The sequence below is a fragment of the Acinetobacter sp. BIGb0196 genome, assembly GCF_011759595.1.
In the GTDB taxonomy this organism is placed as follows: domain Bacteria; phylum Pseudomonadota; class Gammaproteobacteria; order Pseudomonadales; family Moraxellaceae; genus Acinetobacter; species Acinetobacter guillouiae.
Genome location: NZ_JAAOZA010000001.1, coordinates 1,416,981 through 1,435,617, shown reverse-complemented (window position 1 = coordinate 1,435,617; position 18,637 = coordinate 1,416,981). Strand labels below are relative to the sequence as shown.

Genomic DNA, 18,637 nt, shown 5'->3' with positions numbered 1-18,637 from the left:
ACATCTTGTTAATTTATTGATATTTTTGAATAAGTTCTCTGATCCCACTTAAGCACTTAATTGATTGATTTTCTATGTGGAGACATAAAAATGGCGACTCAACGTGATGCAATTCTTGGTTATGCAGACGAACAACATGCTTACTATATTCGTTTGATTGAAGACAATAATGTGTTAGGCAGCCAGTATGGTTTATTTTGTGAAAATACCAATAGCGATATCGCTGAAAGTATCATGACCACATTATTTTTAAAGAAATCATTTTGGTTAAATGGTTCTGAATTTAGTGATATTGTTAAAGGTTTAGAACCTCTTCCACTTTAAGCTGATGCCAACCTGATAAAATTGGATTTGCTTAAATATTCAACTGAAGTTTATGATTTGATATGTATTTCGTGATTAAAATGTCGTTGTATTCCCCTCGATACAACGACGATTTAATTTTCAATTGATCACGCTATCGATTGAGTTTAGATCCTTGTCATAAGTATTAAGCTTTTTAATCAAATACTCACCGCCCATGATCTCTTGTTTGATTATTCCTTTTTCGTTATTCCTGCTTTATCCGTTTCTTGATTATCTTGCCCTTTTATTGAGCCCCCTACTGAGCGCTTTATCAGTCACTTATAAAGATCATTGATCACCTCGTATTCACGAGTTGTTGAAATACTCAGATCAATCCAATTCCTCCTGTTTATTCATGGCACTTATTTTGCTTAATAAATATTACGTTTTTCAATAATCGTAATACTCAAGCTAAAATGAGGGCGGTAAATATGGGTTATGTCGCAAAGGAAATTGGTCAAAAGAACAAGCTATTACTCAGCTTATGTTCTTTTTTGATCCCTATTTTGCTCTGGTGTGCGGTCAGTTATTTACCTTTTATTTGGCACCCTCAAGTGCAAATTACAAATTCTGGTAGTGTCTCGTATTTTCAAGTTGGCAGCCGTGTTGAAAAAAGTGTGTTCTATAGTGAGGCACAAAATGCGGTCGATCACCATTCTGCACCACCACAAGGTATTTTAGTTAATCCCATTTACTTACCTGCACCACATGAAGTGGCTAAAGCCTTGGTCACTGCATTTACCACACCGCCAGAACAACCAGATACACCATGGTTTCATCAAAGCTTATGGCACAGTATTAAAATCGTTTTTTCTGCTTTTTTAATCTCTTCAATTTTTGGTATTCCGCTGGGGATCCTCTGTGGTTTCTCACAAAAAATATCGCTGCTTACAGAACCTTTTGTTGAGTTTTTCCGTTATTTACCTGCACCTGCATTTGGCGCGCTTGCTGTTGCCATTCTCGGAATCAATGATGCGCCTAAGATTGCGATTATTGTAATTGGAACGCTATTTCAACAAATCCTAATTATCGCCAATACAACCCGTATGGTCGATAAAGGCTTAATTGAAGCCGGCTATACCCTTGGAACCAATAAGCTTAAAAGCCTATTCAATGTAGTAATTCCTGCGGCTTTTCCAGATATTTACCGTGATTTACGTGTCTTGCTGGGTTGGGCGTGGACCTATTTGATTGTGTCTGAATTGATTGGTACGACCTCAGGTATTACATGGTTTATTACTCAACAAGCACGCTATCAAAACTTTGAGAATGTCTATGCCGCGATCTTGATTATCGGCGTGATTGGGCTGGTTTGTGATGTGTTATTAATGAAATTGGGCGAGCGTATGTTCGCATGGAAAGCAGGGGCAAAATAATGAATGACTCAACTTTTAATTCAGCTGAATATTTTCAAAAAATTTATGCACGCCCTGTCATCTTAGAGGCCAAACGACTCAGTCAAGTATTTAAACATGGTAAAACTGAACGAACCGTTTTAAATCAACTGGATCTTAAAATCCATAAGCGTGAATTTATTTGTGTGATCGGTCCATCAGGCTGCGGAAAATCAACCTTAAGCCGAGTGATTGCAGGTTTAGATCCATATCATAGTGGTGAGATCTTGGTCGATGGCGAAGCTATTACAGGCCCAAGCCCTGAACGTGGCATGGTATTTCAGGGATATACCCTATTTCCTTGGAAAACGGTTAAAGAAAATGTCATGTTCGGCCCACGAATGAAAGGTGCCAGCCAAATGACTGCGGAAGCCAATGCACGGGAATGGATCAATATTATTGGCTTAGACAAATACGAAAACCAATATCCACATCAACTTTCTGGTGGAATGAAACAGCGTGTTGCCATAGCACGAGCTTTGGTCAATGAACCAAAAATCTTATTGATGGATGAACCTTTTGGTGCACTTGATCCGCATACTCGCCAAAAGATGCAAAAACACTTAATGGATTTATGGCAAAACATTGATATCACAATTATTTTTGTCACGCATGATATGGATGAAGCCATTTTATTGGCTGATCGTATTGTTGCGTTAAAAGCCAATCCCGGTGAAATTAAAGAAATTATTGAAGTAGATTTACCGCGCCCACGTTCATTAGATCTTATGGCAACACCCGCTTTTCAACATTTAAGAGCGCGAGTGGATCAGTTGGTCCATGCTCAGGAAGATGAGCTAGATCCATCACTACAAGACTTACCCAAAATACCGCGTATGACCCAAGTCAGTACAGGTCAATAAGCAGACGGATTTTTAGAGCATTTGGGACGACCCAAATCGCTAAATTCTTTGTTGGACGGCCAACCTTGGTGATATTCATGTCAAACACATATGTTTTACCGCTGGTGGACATTTCTTTACTCTCCAGCCCTGAGCTTCAAGATCGACTCACGGTCGCACACGCTTTAGATCAGGCATGTAAAGATGTTGGTTTCTTATATTTAACAGGAGAACAATTTAAACCTGAGTTATTTCAAAAGCTTTATCACACTGCCCAGCAATACTTTGCCCAAGATACTGCCATTAAGATGCAGCATTATATTGGCTTATCAGAAAATCATAGTGGTTATGTGCCGATCGGTGAAGAACGCTTTGTTGAAACAAGTTATGATCTCAAAGAGGCCTATGATGTCAATTATGATCACCAGAGCCAAGCAGATCGTCGCCCCTTGGTTGGCCCAACACAGTGGCCTGATGACCCGATATTTAAGCAGCAAGTCTCTGCCTATTATCAGCATATCAAAGCGATTGGGCATGAAATTTTCCAAAGTTTTGCATTGGCACTCGGTCTAGATGAGCATTATTTTGATGCACATATTTCCAAAGCTCCCAGCCAACTGCGCCTGATTCATTATCCTTACCATCCTGAAATTCAGGATAAAGAAGGTATCGGTGCGCATACCGATTATGAATGTTTTACTTTGCTCTTACCCACAGCGCCCGGATTACAAGTGCTTGATAAAACGGGGCAATGGATTGATATCCCCCTACTTGAAAATGCATTGGTCATGAATATTGGCGATATGATGGAAATTTTATCCAATGGCCGATATTTAGCAACCAAACATCGTGTAAAAAAAGTGGCTGAAGAACGCTATTCATTCCCGTTTTTCTTCTCTTGTGATTATGACTATGTAATTCAGCCTTTAATCAAAGACCAGCCTGCACAATATGCGCCTTTAAAAGGTGGTGAACATCTTTTTAATCAAACCGCACAAACCTTTCAGTATCTCAAAGAAAAAGTGGCACGGGGCGAAATTCAACTTGAAAATGCCCGCCCGCTTTATTCATTTGGTTTAAGCCAAAATGAGGAGTCGAAATGAACTTATTAGACCTCTGTACACAACTTAAACCAACGGATGACTCAACCTGCTTATTGCCGCAATATTTATTGGGTGCTTTTCGCCGTAAGAGCATTACCTTTGCCAATGGTTTAACCGATGAAAATACCCTCGTCTATTGGTTTCAATCCAAGACATTTACCATTGATTTACGCTTAAAAGACCCTCGATCAACCCCCGTTTTAGAACGACAAGGTTGGGTTGGCGATACTCTTTGGAATGCTCAAAATCAATTACTTTCATGGCATCTCAGCAGTAATTATCAAAATCATGTGCAATGGCCCGAACCTGCTAAATTGTATTCGATTGGCAATGCCATACTCGAGTTTTCACCGAGCCATGCTTATGTTGAGGATTGGCGTCAACAAGCGACTCATGGCATTTATCTTGGCTTACGTTTATTTAAAATTGAAAATACTGAGTTAAATACCAGTTATCCTGCGGATGGCGGCTTGATCCTTTGTGATCATTTTATTGCCTTTGCCAAGTCTCGACATCCCGATATACAACAGGCTTTTAAATCCGCTGAGACGTTAACAGATTCTATTTCTCAGCAACAGATCAATCTAGAAGCAATCCAAGACTATGAGGTTTCGATCAGTTTTGATCAACAGATCATCGAACTTAGTACCGTCACCAACAAAGTTGGAAGCAAGATTGATCTTGAAAATTTCCAACAGCTTGATCACAACACACTGGTTCAACAGCGAATTATCGATGGTGAACAGTGCCGTTTATATTTCACACTCGATGTATTTCAAGCAGATTTTTGCTTTACAACACTCACGGGCACTTCAACTGCTAGCCAAAGTTGGTTTGATCATGAAGAAAATCACCTTTTCCATCATGCAAAAATAGCCTTATAAGGAATATTTCCAAGCAATGTCTTTTTTATATTTAATCATTGCCATTGTGGCAGAAGTTATCGCGACTTCTGCCATGAAAGCATCTGATGGTTTTAGTCAGTTGTCTGCATCGATCATCACCGTGATCGGATATGCGGTTGCCATTTATTTTTTATCACTGACCATGAAAACGATTCCTGTTGGTATTACTTATGCGCTTTGGTCGGGTGCAGGTATTATTTTAGTGTCTTTAGTCGGCTTCTTTTACTACAAACAACACTTAGATTTAGCTGCAATCATCGGTTTGGTATTTATGATTATTGGAATTTTAATTATTCATCTTTTTTCAAAAAGCACAGAAATATAATCAATGGATAATCATATTTTAATGTGATTAAGCTCTATATAATATTTTTGCACCTAAAATAAAATAGCCCGAGACATGCTTAGGCTATTTTTCAAACTATCTAACTCTTTTAAAAAACGTTATTTCAACTCTTGTAACAATGTTGGATAAATCAGACCATCGACATTTTGTTCGGTTTTATAGATGCCATTTTCCACGTTGAATTTATTGACGTGATAAGACGAGCCATAGATCGAATCAAAACCATTGCCTTTGCTAAAGACTTTTTGATTGGCTTCTAAATCAAGTAAATGGGTACCATTCACCATTGTTTCGTATTGTTTTGGATCGACCCCAGAACGAATTGCCATAATTTTTACAGCATCTGCATGTGTCGCAGGATCATTGATGTATTTCACCGTCTTGTCCCACACTTGAAGGATCTTTTTCCATTCATCTTTATGTGCAGTTAAATGACTCATATTTACGGTCAGGGTGTCATAAATTAATCCTGGTTTATCCTTCGAGGTATAAATGATTTTTGATCCAGCTACCGCTTTTAATGCCTGACTGGCAACAGGTTGCCATACCGCAATCGCTGAAACATCGGGGCTGGATAGAACTTGTGGTAATTGATTGGTGGCAGAATTGACCAATTTGATTTCATTGATTGGGATTTTTTGATCTGACATTGCTGTTGCAAGGAGCAAGTGATCGACCAGACCTTTTTCAACACCAACAGATTTACCTTTTAAATCATGAATACTATTGATCCCATCTTTGGCAATAATCACATCATTGCCCGCAGAGTAGTCCGTTGCCATAATCATCATGCCTTGGGTACCACCTGATGCCGTCACCAAGTTATCGCCATTGGTGACAAATACTGCATCTAATTGATTGGCTGAAAAGGCTGAGAGTGATGCTGAATAATCAAACCATTTAAACTCAACATTGAGACCAGCTTCTTTTAGCCAGCCTTTTTCAATCGCAACCTGCCACGCCACAAAACCAGGCCAATCACTATAGCCAATGGTGATTGGTTTAGCATTTGTTGAAGCTTGAGTACCTTCTTTCGCTTGTGGAATTTTTGCTGTGTTGTCACAACCAGCGAACAATATCGCAGATAATAGTGATACTGATAATAAAGATTTATGGATCATACAGAAACTCCCCCGGTTTTCTCGCCTTTAAATTGTGTATTGGTTTGATTTAGCGACTGTATATATGCACGCCTGCCATCTTTAAGTTGTAAATTACCGATTTCCAACGGCTCTGCAACGATTGCCGCAAAATTTGCCAATGGAATATCCCAAACCTCAACTTCAATAGACGTTCCTGTTGCATCACATTGCAGACCTGATCTTGGCATCCCCCTACTCCCGATTTAATCATTTTGCAGAATTGGTGGCATCACAGCATCCATCAGCTCCAGATGCCCTTTGATCACACCCTTGAGTGCTGTAAATTGTTGGCTAATATGCCGAAGCTCAGAACTTGCCCCTTGCATCAGCATGACTTGTAAGATTTTTTGTTGATCAAGTTGAATATGCAGTGAACTGATCACTTGTGTTAAAAACTGTTGTTGTAAATCAATCAGTTGATTTCGAAGTGGCATTTGTCCTGCATCATAAAGGATGGTCAAAGTGCCGACCATGACTTCATTTGCTTGAGCCTGTTCCGCAATCAGGTGTTTATTGATCATGTCAACAATCGCTTGAGAACGACTTTCGTAGTGCTGATCAACAATTTTCTGATCGAGTGCATTTAGCGTTGCTTCAGGTACAGTAATGCTGATTCGAGCCAACTTTTGTTTAGCCACAAACTTATCCTTTTACCTTGTTGACAGAAGTGTTTTGTTTGATATATACGCCTGCACGTACACTGAATAAATCTATAAAAAATGCTTTAAGCGGATGTGTTTTTTTGACTGCTGTTTTGATCTGATTCATAGCACAACTCCATCTCAGTATTACCAAATTAGGTTTTTGTATTACTGATATAACAATGCAGAAAATGTGCCAGTTTTTAACCAAGTTTTTGCTGGTTTTAGCATGTATTTATGGATGATTTTTGGGCAAAAATAAATTAAATGCACAAGCATAGCGCGAAGCGTTATATAGGTTTAACAGTAAAGCCTCTTTTATTTTAATTTTAATCGGCTAAGTCTTTCTAACTTATGACACTTGATAGGATTATGGCTGTAAAGCAAATAGAAAAAATTAAATCTATGTTTGAAATAGAAAAGGAGCATCATCACTGATGCTCCTGTGTTGATTTTTATCAGGCTACAGGTGCTAAGGTAAACAACACCTGTCCAGTCTTAACCGTCTGACCTTTTTCAATGGTGATGGCTTCCACCTTCATCCGTTCAGGTGCAACAATCGGAATTTCAATTTTCATCGCTTCAATCACCGCAAGGGTTGCACCTTCTTCAACAATATCTCCAGAAGCACATTCGATTTTCCAAATCGAACCCGGCATATGTGATTCAACTGCACAACCACCTTCGGGGATACTGACTGCTTCGCCATCCTCTACAGTATCTAAACCTTCTGATACATATTCTTGTAAACCTGCAGCATGCCAACGACGGCGCTCTGCTTCAAAGTTGGCTTGTTGCGTCTGTTTAAAAGCATGAATACTGTCTTGATTTGCAGCAAGGAAATCATTGTATTCTTTAAGATTAAGCACACCATCTTCAATACGCAGTTGCAAACGCCCTGCTTTAAAATCTTCACGCATTTGTAGCAATTCTACTTCTGAAACCTCATAGAATTTAACCTGATCAAAGAAGCGTAATAACCACGGCTTGCCAGCTTCAAAATTGGCATTTTTACGATAACGGCTCCACATTTGTGTGGTACGTCCCACAAATTGATAGCCCCCGGGACCTTCCATACCATAAACACACATATATGCCCCACCGATACCAACAGCATTTTCTGGTGTCCAAGTTCTTGCAGGGTTATATTTTGTTGTGACCAAACGCTGACGCGGATCAAGTGGTGTGGCAACGGGCGCACCTAAATAGACATCACCCAATCCCATGACCAGATAATTGGCACTATAGACCACATCTTTTACCGCTTGCTTTGATGCTAGGCCATTGATACGACGAATAAACTCAATATTATCAGGGCACCACGGTGCATCAGGACGGACGATTTGTGTATAGCGCTCAGTCGCCAATTGGGTTTGTGAATCTTCCCATGCCAGTGGTAAATACACCGTCCGTGAAGGCACTTGCATATTGTGAATATCGGGCAGTTCCGCTTCCGCTCGTTGAAGTTTTTCTAATAGCTCAAGTTGATCGATTTGAATTGAATCAAAATGAATTTGTAATGAACGAATCCCCGGAGTCAGATCAATAATTCCGTGGATATTCTGCTCTTTTACCCATTGCATCAAAGCATGAATACGGAACCGTAGATTCAAGTCTAAAACCAAATCACCATATTCAACTAATAAATAGCTATTCCCCGCAGGTCGGTAAGTCACACTCGGTAAATGTGCTTGTCCTACGCGTGTGGCTAAAACAGCATTTTCTAATGTGTCATTTTCCGCGTGGAATACAGGATTAAAATTCACTTCATCTGTGTCAGAAGCGATAAGGCTTTGATGATATGTGTGATCCAAGGCTTTTGCTTGCGCATAACTGACAGGAATAAATTTAACTTTATCACCTGCTTTAAGTTGACCAATTTTCCAAAGTTCAGAATGAATCACCACTGCTGGACAAACGAAGCCACCTAAGCTTGGACCATCAGGCCCTAAGATGATCGGCATGTCGCCTGTAAAATCAATCGCACCAATTGCATAAGCATTGTCATGAATATTTGACGGATGTAGACCTGCTTCACCGCCATCTTCACGTGCCCACTCAGGTTTTGGGCCAATCAAGCGAATACCGGTACGACTCGAATTATAGTGAATCTCAAACTGGTTGTTAAAGAATCTATCAATATCGTCTTTGGTAAAGAAATCTGGTGCGCCATGCGGACCATACATCACCGCAATTTCCCAATGACGCACAAATTTAGGGATTTGATCTGCGGCTAAACTTTTGCTTTGATCAGATGAATATTCAGTAATCGCAAGCATATCCCCTATTAATAAATTACGCCCTGCATGCCCACCAAACTGTCCCAGTGTAAAAGTTGCTTTTGAACCTAGATATTCGGGAACATGAAAGCCACCTTTGATCCCAATATAGCTTCGGCATCCAGTGCTCATTGTTCCACACTTTAACACCTGACCTTTTTTAACATTTACGGTTTGCCACATTGGAACCAGTATGCCATCCAGTTTAGATGGCATGTCACCACCGGTAATCACAATTTGACTATCACAATGAAACTTTAAACTTGGCCCTTGTAAGGTACATTCCAATCCAGAAGTATTATAAGGATTGCCTAAAAGTTGGTTGGCGACATTTAAACTTAAAGGATCAATTGCACCCGATGGTGGAACACCCACATCCCAGTACCCTAAACGACCAGTAATATCCTGAATTGCGGTTTGAATACCCGATTGTAAAACCTCTATTTTTTGGGTTTTCCATACAAAGCTGTTTAAGAAGCGTGTGGTTTGTGTCCCTGAATTAAACACCTCACCCGCAATAATATTTTGTAGGTATTCCAGATTGGTTTCGATTCCTGCAATCTGTGTATCTGCCAGACTAGATAGCATGGCTTGAATCGCTGCACCTCGATCAGACGCCGTCACAATGATTTTGGCAAGCATAGGATCATAAAATGAAGATACATTTGAACCGGTTTCGACCCATGTTTCGACCCGTGCATTTTGATCAAATTGCACATAGGTCAGTAAGCCTGCGCTGGGTTGAAATTGTTTAATCGGGTCTTCCGCATATAAACGAACTTGAATCGAATGTCCTTTTGACGCTAATTTTTCAGTGGGTGCTGACCAATCGCCACTGGCTAAAGTCACCATCCATTCAACCAGATCTACAGCATAGACTTGTTCCGTTACGCCATGCTCAACTTGTAGACGCGTATTCACCTCTAAGAAATAGAATTGCTCGGTTTCAGTATCCATCACAAACTCAACCGTACCTGCTGAACGATAATTCACAGATTGCATAAGTTGAATTGCGACAGTTTGAATATAGTCACGTTGCTCATCGGTTAAATGAGGTGCGGGTGTTTCTTCTATGACTTTTTGATTACGACGTTGTACAGAACAGTCGCGTTCTCCTAAAGCCAATACCTGCCCTTTTCCATCACCAAAAATTTGTACTTCAATATGTCGAGCATGCTGCACAAATTTTTCTAAGTACAAGCCTGCATCTTTAAAGTTGGCTTGGGCCAAATACGAAACGGTTTGATAAGCGTCTTTGAGTTCCGCTTCATCCCAAACCAAACGCATACCGATACCACCACCACCCGCAGTACTTTTTAACATCACAGGATAGCCAATACGTGCAGCTTCGGTGATTGCTTCTGGTTCGCCTGAAAGCAAAGAACTTCCCGGCAACAGTGGTACTTGGCTTTTAATCGCCAGTTCGCGGGCCGTATGTTTTAGACCAAAGTCCAGCATTTGGCTTGAGGTTGGCCCAATAAAGGTAATGCCCTGATTTTCACATAGGTCACAAAACTCTGCGTTTTCAGACAAAAAACCATAACCCGGATGGATTGCTTCAGCGCCAGTTTGCTTGGCAATTTCAAGAATTTTTTCAATATTTAAATAACTTTGTTGTGCTGGTGCAGCACCAATACAAAATGCCTCGTCGGCTAAAGTCACATGTAAAGAATCCTGATCAGCTTCTGAATAGACAGCAACAGAAGCAATGCCAAGTTTTTTTAGTGTACGAATCACACGACAAGCGATTGCACCACGATTGGCAATAAGAACTTTTTTAAACATATTTATGCTCCCATACCATTGTGTACCAGCAATTGAATTTTCGTTGGGTTATAGCCATTACATGGGTTATTTAATTGCGGACAATTTGAAATCAGTACGATTAAATCCATCTCAGCTTGAATTTCCACATATTTGCCAGCAGCAGAAATACCATCAGCAAAGGTTAAATGGCCATCCGAGCTGACAGGCACATTCATAAAGAAATTAATATTGGGGCCGATGTGCCGAACGTTTAACTGATGTTTTTGTGCAATCGGATGCTTGGCTAATGCATACATAAAATTATTACGGCAACTGTGCATCGGATAGGTGTTATGTGCATAGCGAACCGTATTACTTTCACATGAACAGGCACCGCCTAAGGTGTCATGACGACCGCAGTTATCATCGACAATCACTGCAATTGGGCGGCCTAAATTACTGTATAAGGTTGTCCCTTTTTCAAGGTAAACATGCTGATTAATGGCCAAAGTATCTGTTGCGCTATAACGTTCTGCTGGGTTTTCTGCTGAGATAAATAAGGTATCGACGGCTTGATTGCCTTCTAAATCAACAATACGGAAATATTGGCCTTTTTTTACTTCGCCCATCCATGCTTCACCCGCAGGACAAACTTCATTTAACAAGGCTTGATCTAAAATAGGCTTTTCGATTGAAGTTAAAATGCTCATGATGATTGTCCTTAAATGCGTGTGTTGTGAGATGAACTCAGCGCGTAATAACGCTGGTTATTGTCAAATGCACGTTGATTTTGCGGACATGAGTCTCGACAAATATCGTTTTCCGTTAAGGGCAATGCGGTAAAAAGACCCATTTCTATATCAGCGGGGGCATATTGCGCTGAATGATCTAAACCATGCGGTGCAGCCGATAAGAATACAAAACAATCCATTTCAAAACGCAGTTCAATGATTTGCCCAGTATTGTCTGAGCCAATATAAGACAATGCACCCGCATCATCTGGGGTCACTTTTGAAAATAAATTCACTGTTGCGCTGAGATCAATTTGCCCAAGTGAATATTTACTCATTTCAACCAGCAAACCATCTAAACCATTTTGAATCATTTGATTTCGGGCATCTTGGAATGTCTTTATTCCAAAAATAGCTTGGATTTGTTCTGGACGACTTGGACCACACAAAGCGTCATTCCAGCCATGATCATCATAAATAATTGAGGCCATAACCCGCCCCAAATCGGAATACAACACATGACCTTGGGTTAAAAAAGCAGTATGTTGCCCTTTTAAACTATCAGGCATATTAAAACGCTCAAGTCGATCATGGGCATTCACACAAAATAAAGAGACATTGGCATCGGCAGATAAAGCTTTAAATTGAAGTACGCTTCCTTTGGGAATGCGACCTGACCAGTGATGCCCACCGGGTAATTTTTCAGACCAAATGACCTGTTGATCATGATAATTTGTCGTATGCATAGCCACTCCTGTTCGGATAGTTTATTGACTTCCTCCCGGGCTTTTATCCCTCCGTGTAGTTCTTTCGAACCGCGAACTCTCGGTCCAGACATACTCTTTTAGACAAGTATCGGAACCCTAGATCACTTTTTATAATTTTATTTGATGCAAAGGATGTGCCAATTTGGTATTACGATTTTAGGCTTTAGTAATACTAATTTTGTGCGATAAGAGTGCATTTCAGGACATAGAAAGCAAAAATGAGTTATGAATGATCTAAAAAATGGCGATGTGCTAAATAAAAACCCGTTCTAAATAAAACGGTCTCTAAAAGAAATCCATCTCTAATAAAATCCTTTTCGAAAAGAAACCTGTCATCGAAACAACGCAGCACAAAAAATATTTAGGCTCGTCGATAGGTTGACTTAGGGCATTGCGAACCTTACGCTGCAAACAAAGCCATGCTTTGTTTTTGCTCATATTCTGCTTAAGAAGATAATTCAGGGATATAGCGGAAACACTCGATAAAAAACACGCACTGATTCAGGCCAAAATCAACCTGAGTCAGCGCGTGTTAAAATGATTCATCGTACTTAGCAAGTAGGTGCTACAGGATGACTCATTAATAATGCATTTTAGTAATACGTTGCTCTTTTTTTCGAGAATTTATCCAATTGCTTAAGAAAGCCATCAAAATAATCTTTTTCTTTTTCTTCTACACGATAACCTGCATATAAGGTTCGACGTAAACCTTCAGGCGCAACACAATCTAAACGGCGAGAAACCACCCAGCCCTTTTGCTCATATTCATTAACCACCCAATCAGGCAGTGCTGCGATACCATGACCACTTGCCACAAGTTGAATCAACATTTGGGTTAAGTCTGTGGTGCGAATATGTTTTGGCTGAATATTGGCAGGAATAAATAATCTAGACATGATATCCAGCCGATGCTTATCCACTGGATAGGTCACCAAGGTTTCTTCCGCCAACTCTTGCACCGTAATTTCTTTCATTCGTGCTAAAGGATGCGTGATTGAGAGCACCAATCGCGATTCATATTCAAAAATTGGAAAATACTCTACCCCTTTTAGCGCAATTGGATCTGCTGTAATTAACAAATCAAATTCACCGGTTTGTAATAACTCATGCGGATTGGCTTCAAATCCTGAGGCAAAATCCAAATCTACATCTGGGTATTGCTGACGATACTGATTCAGCAATGGCATAAGCCAATCAAAACAACTGTGGCATTCAGAAGAGAAAACGATTCGTCCCGTTTGCCCATGCACAATACGGGTAATATCAGACTGGGCAATTTGCACTTGTGGCAAAATATCATCAGCAAGTTTCAGTAATCGTTGACCAACATTAGAAAAACTCACAGGGCGTGAGCGGCGATTCACCACTTCGACACCAAACCATTGATCTAACTCTCGAAGCTGGTGTGATAAAGCAGAAGGCGTTAAACACAAATCTCCTGCTGCTGCAACCAATGAACCATGTTCACGTAAAGCAGTAAGTGTTTTTAGATGTCGAAGTTCTAACATTCCGTCATTACCAAATTAATATGTTAAAGGTGATCTGGCTATAGCATAACGGATTGATGATGTTTATGTTTAATTATTTTCACTTAAATTTTAATTTTGTTATTTTTATTCATTTTTAAATGATACGCAAAATATTGAAGATGCTCTTACTCATCCATACAATTAAATCACTCCATTTTTGAATGAACTAAATCTGGTGATTTAAAATATCATCCTTAAAAACTTTCAGCTTAGACTGAAAACATTTCAGTGAATTTAAGCACCACAAGACGTTAAAACTTCTAGAATAGAAGATTATTCATTTTTTATATTGTTTAACATGACTCTGGAACGCCAAAAGCTCACACTCCCCCAAGGCCACGACAAATTGTTGCTGCATTCATGTTGCGCGCCGTGCTCAGGTGAAGTCATGGAAACCTTAATTGAATCAGGCATCGACTTTTCAATTTTTTTCTATAATCCAAATATTCATCCAGTCAAAGAATATTTAATTCGCAAAGAAGAAAATATTCGCTTTGCTGAGAAGCATAATATTCCATTTATTGACTGTGACTACGATACAGACAATTGGTTTGAACGTGCCAAAGGTATGGAAAATGAGCCTGAAAAAGGCATCCGCTGTACCATGTGTTTCGATATGCGTTTTGAGAGAACCGCACTCTACGCACACGAACATGGATTTAGTTTAATCAGCAGCTCATTGGGCATATCGCGTTGGAAAGATATGCAACAAATTAACGGCTGTGGAATCCGAGCTGCCGCACATTATCCACAAATTGAATATTGGGATTATAACTGGCGTAAAAGTGGCGGTGCACATCGTATGATCGAGATCAGCAAACGTGAAGAATTTTACCAACAAGAATACTGTGGCTGTGTTTATTCACTGCGAGATACCAATCGCTGGCGTATGAAAAACGGTCGTGACCGAATCAAATTAGGTGAAAAGTTTTATACCAATGCGATGGACGAGGAAAATTAATTTATTCAGACTCGTCCCTTTATCACTGCTTCACATACCAGTTTTTCCAAGAGCTGGTTCCACGTACTTCTATCGGTACAGTTGGAATCAGCTGTTTTTTTAATATCTGAATTTGATCGACCTCTTCAGCCAATCGAGCTTTGACAGAGTGTATACACTCTCGATCCCCAAATTCACAACGGTCTAAATGTGTGCCACCGCATGGCCCATTTGCTAAACCTTTAGGGCAAGTTTCAGGGCAAATATATAAGGTTTCAGCCAGCCTACACTGACCACAGCTCTCACACCCGACAATAAAGTGCTTACTCAAATATTCCGCTTGTAAAAGTAATTTTGCTGCAAGGGCTTTATTCCAAAAACCCGCACTAAAAATATAAGCACCCAGTCCTTTGACCAAACTAGAATTAAACATGGTACTGTGAATGGTATCTAAAAATTGATATTTCACTTTCTGATGCAAATTACGCAGCTTAGACTTTTCTACAGCAGCTGGGCGTAATTCATTGCCCGTTTTAAGCTGCCATAATTGAGTCCATAATTGTTGACATTGTTTAAGATCAAGATGTCGATACTGTTCAATATAACTAGTTAAAATCGCTTGCTCATCGGCTTTATGGCACGCAGAAAGATGCACACCAGCATAACCAATATGCTGACAAATCAAAATTTGCAAAGCACAACGTAAATAAGTATTTTCAGTTTGATCAGAATCATGTTCTTGAGCCAACACTTCAAGCATATGTGGTGTAATCACAATACCTGCAACGTTATGTTTCAGCATAAATTTCGCTCGTGCTAAAGTCAGCGGCATCACACAAGCAAGAATTTTTTGTGTATAGTTTTCTTCAATTAAAAACTCATGCGCTTGTTTAAGTGCCACGAGGTCAAAGCCCAACTGGGTAATAATATAATCAGCGCCTGCTTGTAGTTTTTTATGTAATTTTAAATACTGCGCTTGTTTTTCTGCTTGGCTATATTTAAACGGATTCAAAGCAACGCCAATATGAAAGCCGCCCTGTTGTTTGGCAGCGATGACCGCATTCACCGATTCTAAATAGCGTGTTCGAGCGTGGCTACCTTGTCCATCATGATGTTGTTTTAACTTATCGCCAGTCAGTAACAATAAATTTTGCTGTCCGTGTTGTTTGGCTTGCGTTAAAAACAGATTGAAATCATGAATATCTCGGCCTTTACCTGCATAGTGCAATACTTTTTCAATCTGCTGTGGATAAGATTGTGCGGCGATTAATGGTGCAATATCTTCATCTGAACGTACTCGATCTGACAAAGTCATACATACAGGAAAGCCCGCCAGTTGTGTTGCTACAGGCAATACCTCTTGCTTTGAAGGCAAATATTCCACCAAACAACAAAATTGGTTTTGAGCAAAGTATTGGGAAAGCTGAGACATAAAAAAATTTAGATAAATACAGCAAAATAAATAGGCCTGAATTATAGAATGTTTTAAATCGAATTGCTGTAATCATAAAATGCTTTTCAAGCAGATCTCTGCATAATCGACATCATTCACTGCCTCTTAATTCGAACTTTTTTTGATCACTTCTCTATAGGATCAATGATTTTTATCACGATGGTAGAAATTAGCCATAGTGTTGTTCTAAACTGAATGTCTTAAGGTTTTCGCTCGATTAGCCAATATTTTAATAAATCTGAGTATCTTTAATTCCAACTTTTTTATACTGAAAAAAATGGGTATTGTCATCTCCAATACCCATAAAACTTCCGCCTTAGCATTAAATTCAAATAGCGAAAATAATAATATCTAAAGCGAACAGCTGTTAATATTTAAATTTCACATTCAGACGAACCATCATTGGATCCCCCCAATTAACCAATTGTGCATTTGGTGTGGTCCCTGCCAGATACTCTCTATCAAATAAGTTTTTAATCGTTAAACCCGCACCCCAATTTTTGGCTTCATAACCCGCATTTACATCAAATAAGGCATAACTTGGTAAGTAGACAAAATCTGTACTACGTTGTGCTGTTCGAGAACCTTGATAACGAATCCCCGCACCAATATTCCAACCTAATTTATCTGGGCTAAAATAGTACTGGGTAGATAACGAACTGGCATTTTTAGGTACATGATTGGTACGTTTGCCAATATCACTGGCAATCACACTTTCAGTGACTTTTGCTGTTGGGATATAGCTATAGGTTGCTGTGGCATTCCATTGATCGGTTAATGCCGCAGCAATTTCTGCTTCAAAACCTTTGGTGACTTGTTCGCCTGTTTGGATTGAAAAGTTTCCAGAAATATCTGCTTCAGTTACATTTTTACGGGTCAGATCATAATAGGCAATATAGCCTTGTAGACGCTGATCCAGTGCTTGTAACTTGACCCCAACTTCGGCCTGTTTACCCTCTTCAGGATTCAGCAATTGACCATTTTCACCGGCATCTGTTACAGGCATAAACGAGGTCGAATAACTGATATATGGTGCAAACATATCGTTGATACGATACATCACCGATCCACTGCCCGTAAATGCATTGTCTGAGTTTTTGCTGCTGCTATTTTTTAATACATCGTCAATTTCAACCTGAGTCCAATCATGTCGACCAGACAATCCGATAATCCAGTGATCATCTACTTTAAGTGTATTGCGTAGATATAAACCAGTATATTGGCTATAGGTTAGTTGTTGCGTTGGTGCCCCCAGTTTGGTACTGGTGATCCCATAAACTGGACGGTCGGCATTAAAAGAATTGATGGTATCAGTTCTACGATAATAATCACTACGCTCTCGCATCATATCGACACCGACCATCACATCATAGTTGATCTTTCCAAAATCAAAATTACGTTGTAAGTTATTGTCCAAGGTGTAGTTAGTATCTTGTTTGTCTTGATTATTTACAGCACGTTTAATGTCTGGTAGAGGATTGTTACCTGATGCTAATATCGGATTGCCTTGGGTATCAGTTTTGGTGACTGCAAAGTTTTGTTTAAACACCCAAGCATTGTCAAAGTAGTGCGCATAATTTGCACCTAGACGATAAACATCGACATCATAACCATGATCAGGTTCGCCAAAGAATAGACTTGAAGGGTATTTTTTATAATTGCCTTTGCTATAAGGAATACCCTGTTGACGGATGTATTCACGATGTTGATAGCTGGCAATGACAGATAAATCATCTTTATCGCCTAAATCAAAATTGTAAGATGGAGCGATATATTGGTTTTTAAAATAAACATGGTCAGTCGGGTCATCTTGATCAGAGATCCGTCCTACAATACGAAAAGCGCCTTTTGCACGATTGTCAGGTGCATAGTTCAGGTCAAATGTACCTTCTTTTAAACCATAGCTTCCATAACTTAATGTGCCTTTGTAAGCGGTTTCTGCTTGCGGTCGTTTGGTGGTTAAATTGACTAAACCGCCTGGCAGCGCCAAACCAAAACCAACTGAGGTTGGGCCTTTGACCACTTCAATAGACTCTAAGCCAGAAATATCTTCCGCTCTTAAAACATTATCTGATGCTTGAATACGCAACCCATCAATATAAGTTTGTGAACTGGATATTTGTCCACGAATAATAAAATCATCCCAGCCTCTTCGTCCATATTGACCAGAGGTCACACCTGCCACACCTTCTAAAGCTTCGGCTACTGTTTTTGCTTGCTTTTGTTCAATTTGCTGATTGGTGATCGCACTAATCGACTGAGCTGTTTCAAATAAAGGCGCTTTAGATCGCAATACCGCACTTGCTGTTTTTGCTGCATAGGCTTTTTTATCACTGTCTGCTTGTACGGTAATCGTTGGCAATTTATTGCTTACAGCATTTTGCGTTATATCTGATTCTGACTCAGCATGAGCGGTGGATAGCATGATGGCAAAAACTGAAAATGCGAGGGAGGATTTATTAAATTGCATTAAA

General features: G+C 39.7%; 16 protein-coding genes, 1 pseudogene and 1 riboswitch. Of the genes and pseudogenes, 7 read left to right on the top strand and 10 right to left on the bottom strand.

The features are described from left to right. The first annotated feature begins 90 nt into the window (after nucleotides 1-90). The 6 genes from FHR28_RS06435 to FHR28_RS06410 all read left to right on the top strand — a co-directional run bounded on the left by FHR28_RS06435 (nucleotide 91) and on the right by FHR28_RS06410 (nucleotide 4,914). Nucleotides 91-324 (top strand): hypothetical protein, encoded by a 234-nt coding sequence (locus FHR28_RS06435; RefSeq protein ID WP_004724652.1) that lies wholly within the window; start codon nucleotides 91-93, stop codon nucleotides 322-324. A gap of 452 nt (nucleotides 325-776) precedes the next feature. After that, nucleotides 777-1,721: an ABC transporter permease gene (locus FHR28_RS06430; RefSeq protein ID WP_166782210.1), complete on the top strand. Its 945-nt coding sequence runs from the start codon at nucleotides 777-779 to the stop codon at nucleotides 1,719-1,721. Next, nucleotides 1,721-2,602 (top strand): ABC transporter ATP-binding protein, encoded by an 882-nt coding sequence (locus tag FHR28_RS06425; protein ID WP_166782209.1) that lies wholly within the window; start codon nucleotides 1,721-1,723, stop codon nucleotides 2,600-2,602. Before FHR28_RS06430 ends, FHR28_RS06425 begins: the two co-directional genes overlap by 1 nt. Before the next feature lie 77 nt (nucleotides 2,603-2,679). Then, nucleotides 2,680-3,684, top strand: a complete 1,005-nt coding sequence (locus FHR28_RS06420; RefSeq protein ID WP_166782208.1) for an isopenicillin N synthase family dioxygenase — start codon at nucleotides 2,680-2,682, stop codon at nucleotides 3,682-3,684. Then, nucleotides 3,681-4,568, top strand: a complete 888-nt coding sequence (locus tag FHR28_RS06415; RefSeq protein WP_166782207.1) for a hypothetical protein — start codon at nucleotides 3,681-3,683, stop codon at nucleotides 4,566-4,568. Before FHR28_RS06420 ends, FHR28_RS06415 begins: the two co-directional genes overlap by 4 nt. A gap of 16 nt (nucleotides 4,569-4,584) precedes the next feature. Further along, a complete protein-coding gene (locus tag FHR28_RS06410) occupies nucleotides 4,585-4,914 on the top strand; it encodes a DMT family transporter (protein ID WP_004724663.1) in 330 nt (109 codons plus the stop codon). Between the two features lie 119 nt (nucleotides 4,915-5,033). On the opposite strand, the gene FHR28_RS06405 is transcribed toward FHR28_RS06410, so the two are convergent. The 8 genes and pseudogenes from FHR28_RS06405 to FHR28_RS06375 all read right to left on the bottom strand — a co-directional run bounded on the left by FHR28_RS06405 (nucleotide 5,034) and on the right by FHR28_RS06375 (nucleotide 13,749). Beyond that, nucleotides 5,034-6,056 (bottom strand): ABC transporter substrate-binding protein, encoded by a 1,023-nt coding sequence (locus FHR28_RS06405; protein ID WP_166782206.1) that lies wholly within the window; start codon nucleotides 6,054-6,056, stop codon nucleotides 5,034-5,036. Next, nucleotides 6,053-6,262 (bottom strand): annotated as a pseudogene (locus tag FHR28_RS06400) (hypothetical protein); the annotation flags it as partial. The gene FHR28_RS06405 and the pseudogene FHR28_RS06400, both read right to left, overlap by 4 nt. Before the next feature lie 18 nt (nucleotides 6,263-6,280). Then, entirely contained in the window at nucleotides 6,281-6,715 is a 435-nt protein-coding gene (locus FHR28_RS06395; protein WP_004822751.1) for a CopG family ribbon-helix-helix protein, read from the bottom strand. A gap of 4 nt (nucleotides 6,716-6,719) precedes the next feature. Beyond that, nucleotides 6,720-6,845, bottom strand: a complete 126-nt coding sequence (locus FHR28_RS22010; protein ID WP_004724670.1) for a hypothetical protein — start codon at nucleotides 6,843-6,845, stop codon at nucleotides 6,720-6,722. 331 nt (nucleotides 6,846-7,176) lie between these two features. Then, nucleotides 7,177-10,782: an urea carboxylase gene (gene uca / locus FHR28_RS06390; protein ID WP_166782204.1), complete on the bottom strand. Its 3,606-nt coding sequence runs from the start codon at nucleotides 10,780-10,782 to the stop codon at nucleotides 7,177-7,179. 2 nt (nucleotides 10,783-10,784) lie between these two features. Next, the gene (locus FHR28_RS06385) at nucleotides 10,785-11,453 is read right to left on the bottom strand and encodes an urea amidolyase associated protein UAAP2 (protein WP_166782203.1); all 669 of its coding nucleotides are present in this window, start codon (nucleotides 11,451-11,453) and stop codon (nucleotides 10,785-10,787) included. Between the two features lie 11 nt (nucleotides 11,454-11,464). Continuing rightward, on the bottom strand, nucleotides 11,465-12,220 hold the full coding sequence (locus tag FHR28_RS06380; protein WP_166782202.1) for an urea amidolyase associated protein UAAP1: 756 nt from the start codon (nucleotides 12,218-12,220) through the stop codon (nucleotides 11,465-11,467). 30 nt (nucleotides 12,221-12,250) lie between these two features. Next, a riboswitch (guanidine-I (ykkC/yxkD leader) is annotated at nucleotides 12,251-12,352 on the bottom strand. Nucleotides 12,353-12,834: 482 nt separating this feature from the next. Continuing rightward, nucleotides 12,835-13,749, bottom strand: coding sequence for a LysR family transcriptional regulator (locus tag FHR28_RS06375; RefSeq protein ID WP_004724679.1), 915 nt, complete (start codon nucleotides 13,747-13,749; stop codon nucleotides 12,835-12,837). A 319-nt stretch (nucleotides 13,750-14,068) separates the two neighbouring features. Between FHR28_RS06375 and FHR28_RS06370 the strand changes: the two genes are divergently transcribed. Next, a complete protein-coding gene (locus FHR28_RS06370; RefSeq protein ID WP_081401080.1) occupies nucleotides 14,069-14,731 on the top strand; it encodes an epoxyqueuosine reductase QueH in 663 nt (220 codons plus the stop codon). Nucleotides 14,732-14,753: 22 nt separating this feature from the next. Here the strand turns inward: FHR28_RS06370 and FHR28_RS06365 are convergent, their stop codons facing one another. Together FHR28_RS06365 and FHR28_RS06360 are read right to left on the bottom strand one after the other, a co-directional pair. Further along, nucleotides 14,754-16,142, bottom strand: a complete 1,389-nt coding sequence (locus tag FHR28_RS06365; RefSeq protein WP_166782201.1) for a methylenetetrahydrofolate reductase C-terminal domain-containing protein — start codon at nucleotides 16,140-16,142, stop codon at nucleotides 14,754-14,756. Between the two features lie 388 nt (nucleotides 16,143-16,530). Then, nucleotides 16,531-18,633, bottom strand: a complete 2,103-nt coding sequence (locus FHR28_RS06360; protein ID WP_166782200.1) for a TonB-dependent siderophore receptor — start codon at nucleotides 18,631-18,633, stop codon at nucleotides 16,531-16,533. Nucleotides 18,634-18,637 lie beyond the last annotated feature (4 nt).

Excerpts from the sequence above, each read along its gene's own strand:
- FHR28_RS06435 (WP_004724652.1), top strand. The coding sequence starts at position 91 with ATGGCGACTCAACGTGATGCAATTCTTGGTTATGCAGACGAACAACAT.
- FHR28_RS06430 (WP_166782210.1), top strand. The coding sequence starts at position 777 with ATGGGTTATGTCGCAAAGGAAATTGGTCAAAAGAACAAGCTATTACTC.
- FHR28_RS06425 (WP_166782209.1), top strand. The coding sequence starts at position 1,721 with ATGAATGACTCAACTTTTAATTCAGCTGAATATTTTCAAAAAATTTAT.
- FHR28_RS06420 (WP_166782208.1), top strand. The coding sequence starts at position 2,680 with ATGTCAAACACATATGTTTTACCGCTGGTGGACATTTCTTTACTCTCC.
- FHR28_RS06415 (WP_166782207.1), top strand. The coding sequence starts at position 3,681 with ATGAACTTATTAGACCTCTGTACACAACTTAAACCAACGGATGACTCA.
- FHR28_RS06410 (WP_004724663.1), top strand. The coding sequence starts at position 4,585 with ATGTCTTTTTTATATTTAATCATTGCCATTGTGGCAGAAGTTATCGCG.
- FHR28_RS06405 (WP_166782206.1), bottom strand. The coding sequence starts at position 6,056 with ATGATCCATAAATCTTTATTATCAGTATCACTATTATCTGCGATATTG.
- FHR28_RS22010 (WP_004724670.1), bottom strand. The coding sequence starts at position 6,845 with ATGAATCAGATCAAAACAGCAGTCAAAAAAACACATCCGCTTAAAGCA.
- uca (WP_166782204.1), bottom strand. The coding sequence starts at position 10,782 with ATGTTTAAAAAAGTTCTTATTGCCAATCGTGGTGCAATCGCTTGTCGT.
- FHR28_RS06385 (WP_166782203.1), bottom strand. The coding sequence starts at position 11,453 with ATGAGCATTTTAACTTCAATCGAAAAGCCTATTTTAGATCAAGCCTTG.
- FHR28_RS06380 (WP_166782202.1), bottom strand. The coding sequence starts at position 12,220 with ATGCATACGACAAATTATCATGATCAACAGGTCATTTGGTCTGAAAAA.
- FHR28_RS06375 (WP_004724679.1), bottom strand. The coding sequence starts at position 13,749 with ATGTTAGAACTTCGACATCTAAAAACACTTACTGCTTTACGTGAACAT.
- FHR28_RS06370 (WP_081401080.1), top strand. The coding sequence starts at position 14,069 with ATGACTCTGGAACGCCAAAAGCTCACACTCCCCCAAGGCCACGACAAA.
- FHR28_RS06365 (WP_166782201.1), bottom strand. The coding sequence starts at position 16,142 with ATGTCTCAGCTTTCCCAATACTTTGCTCAAAACCAATTTTGTTGTTTG.
- FHR28_RS06360 (WP_166782200.1), bottom strand. The coding sequence starts at position 18,633 with ATGCAATTTAATAAATCCTCCCTCGCATTTTCAGTTTTTGCCATCATG.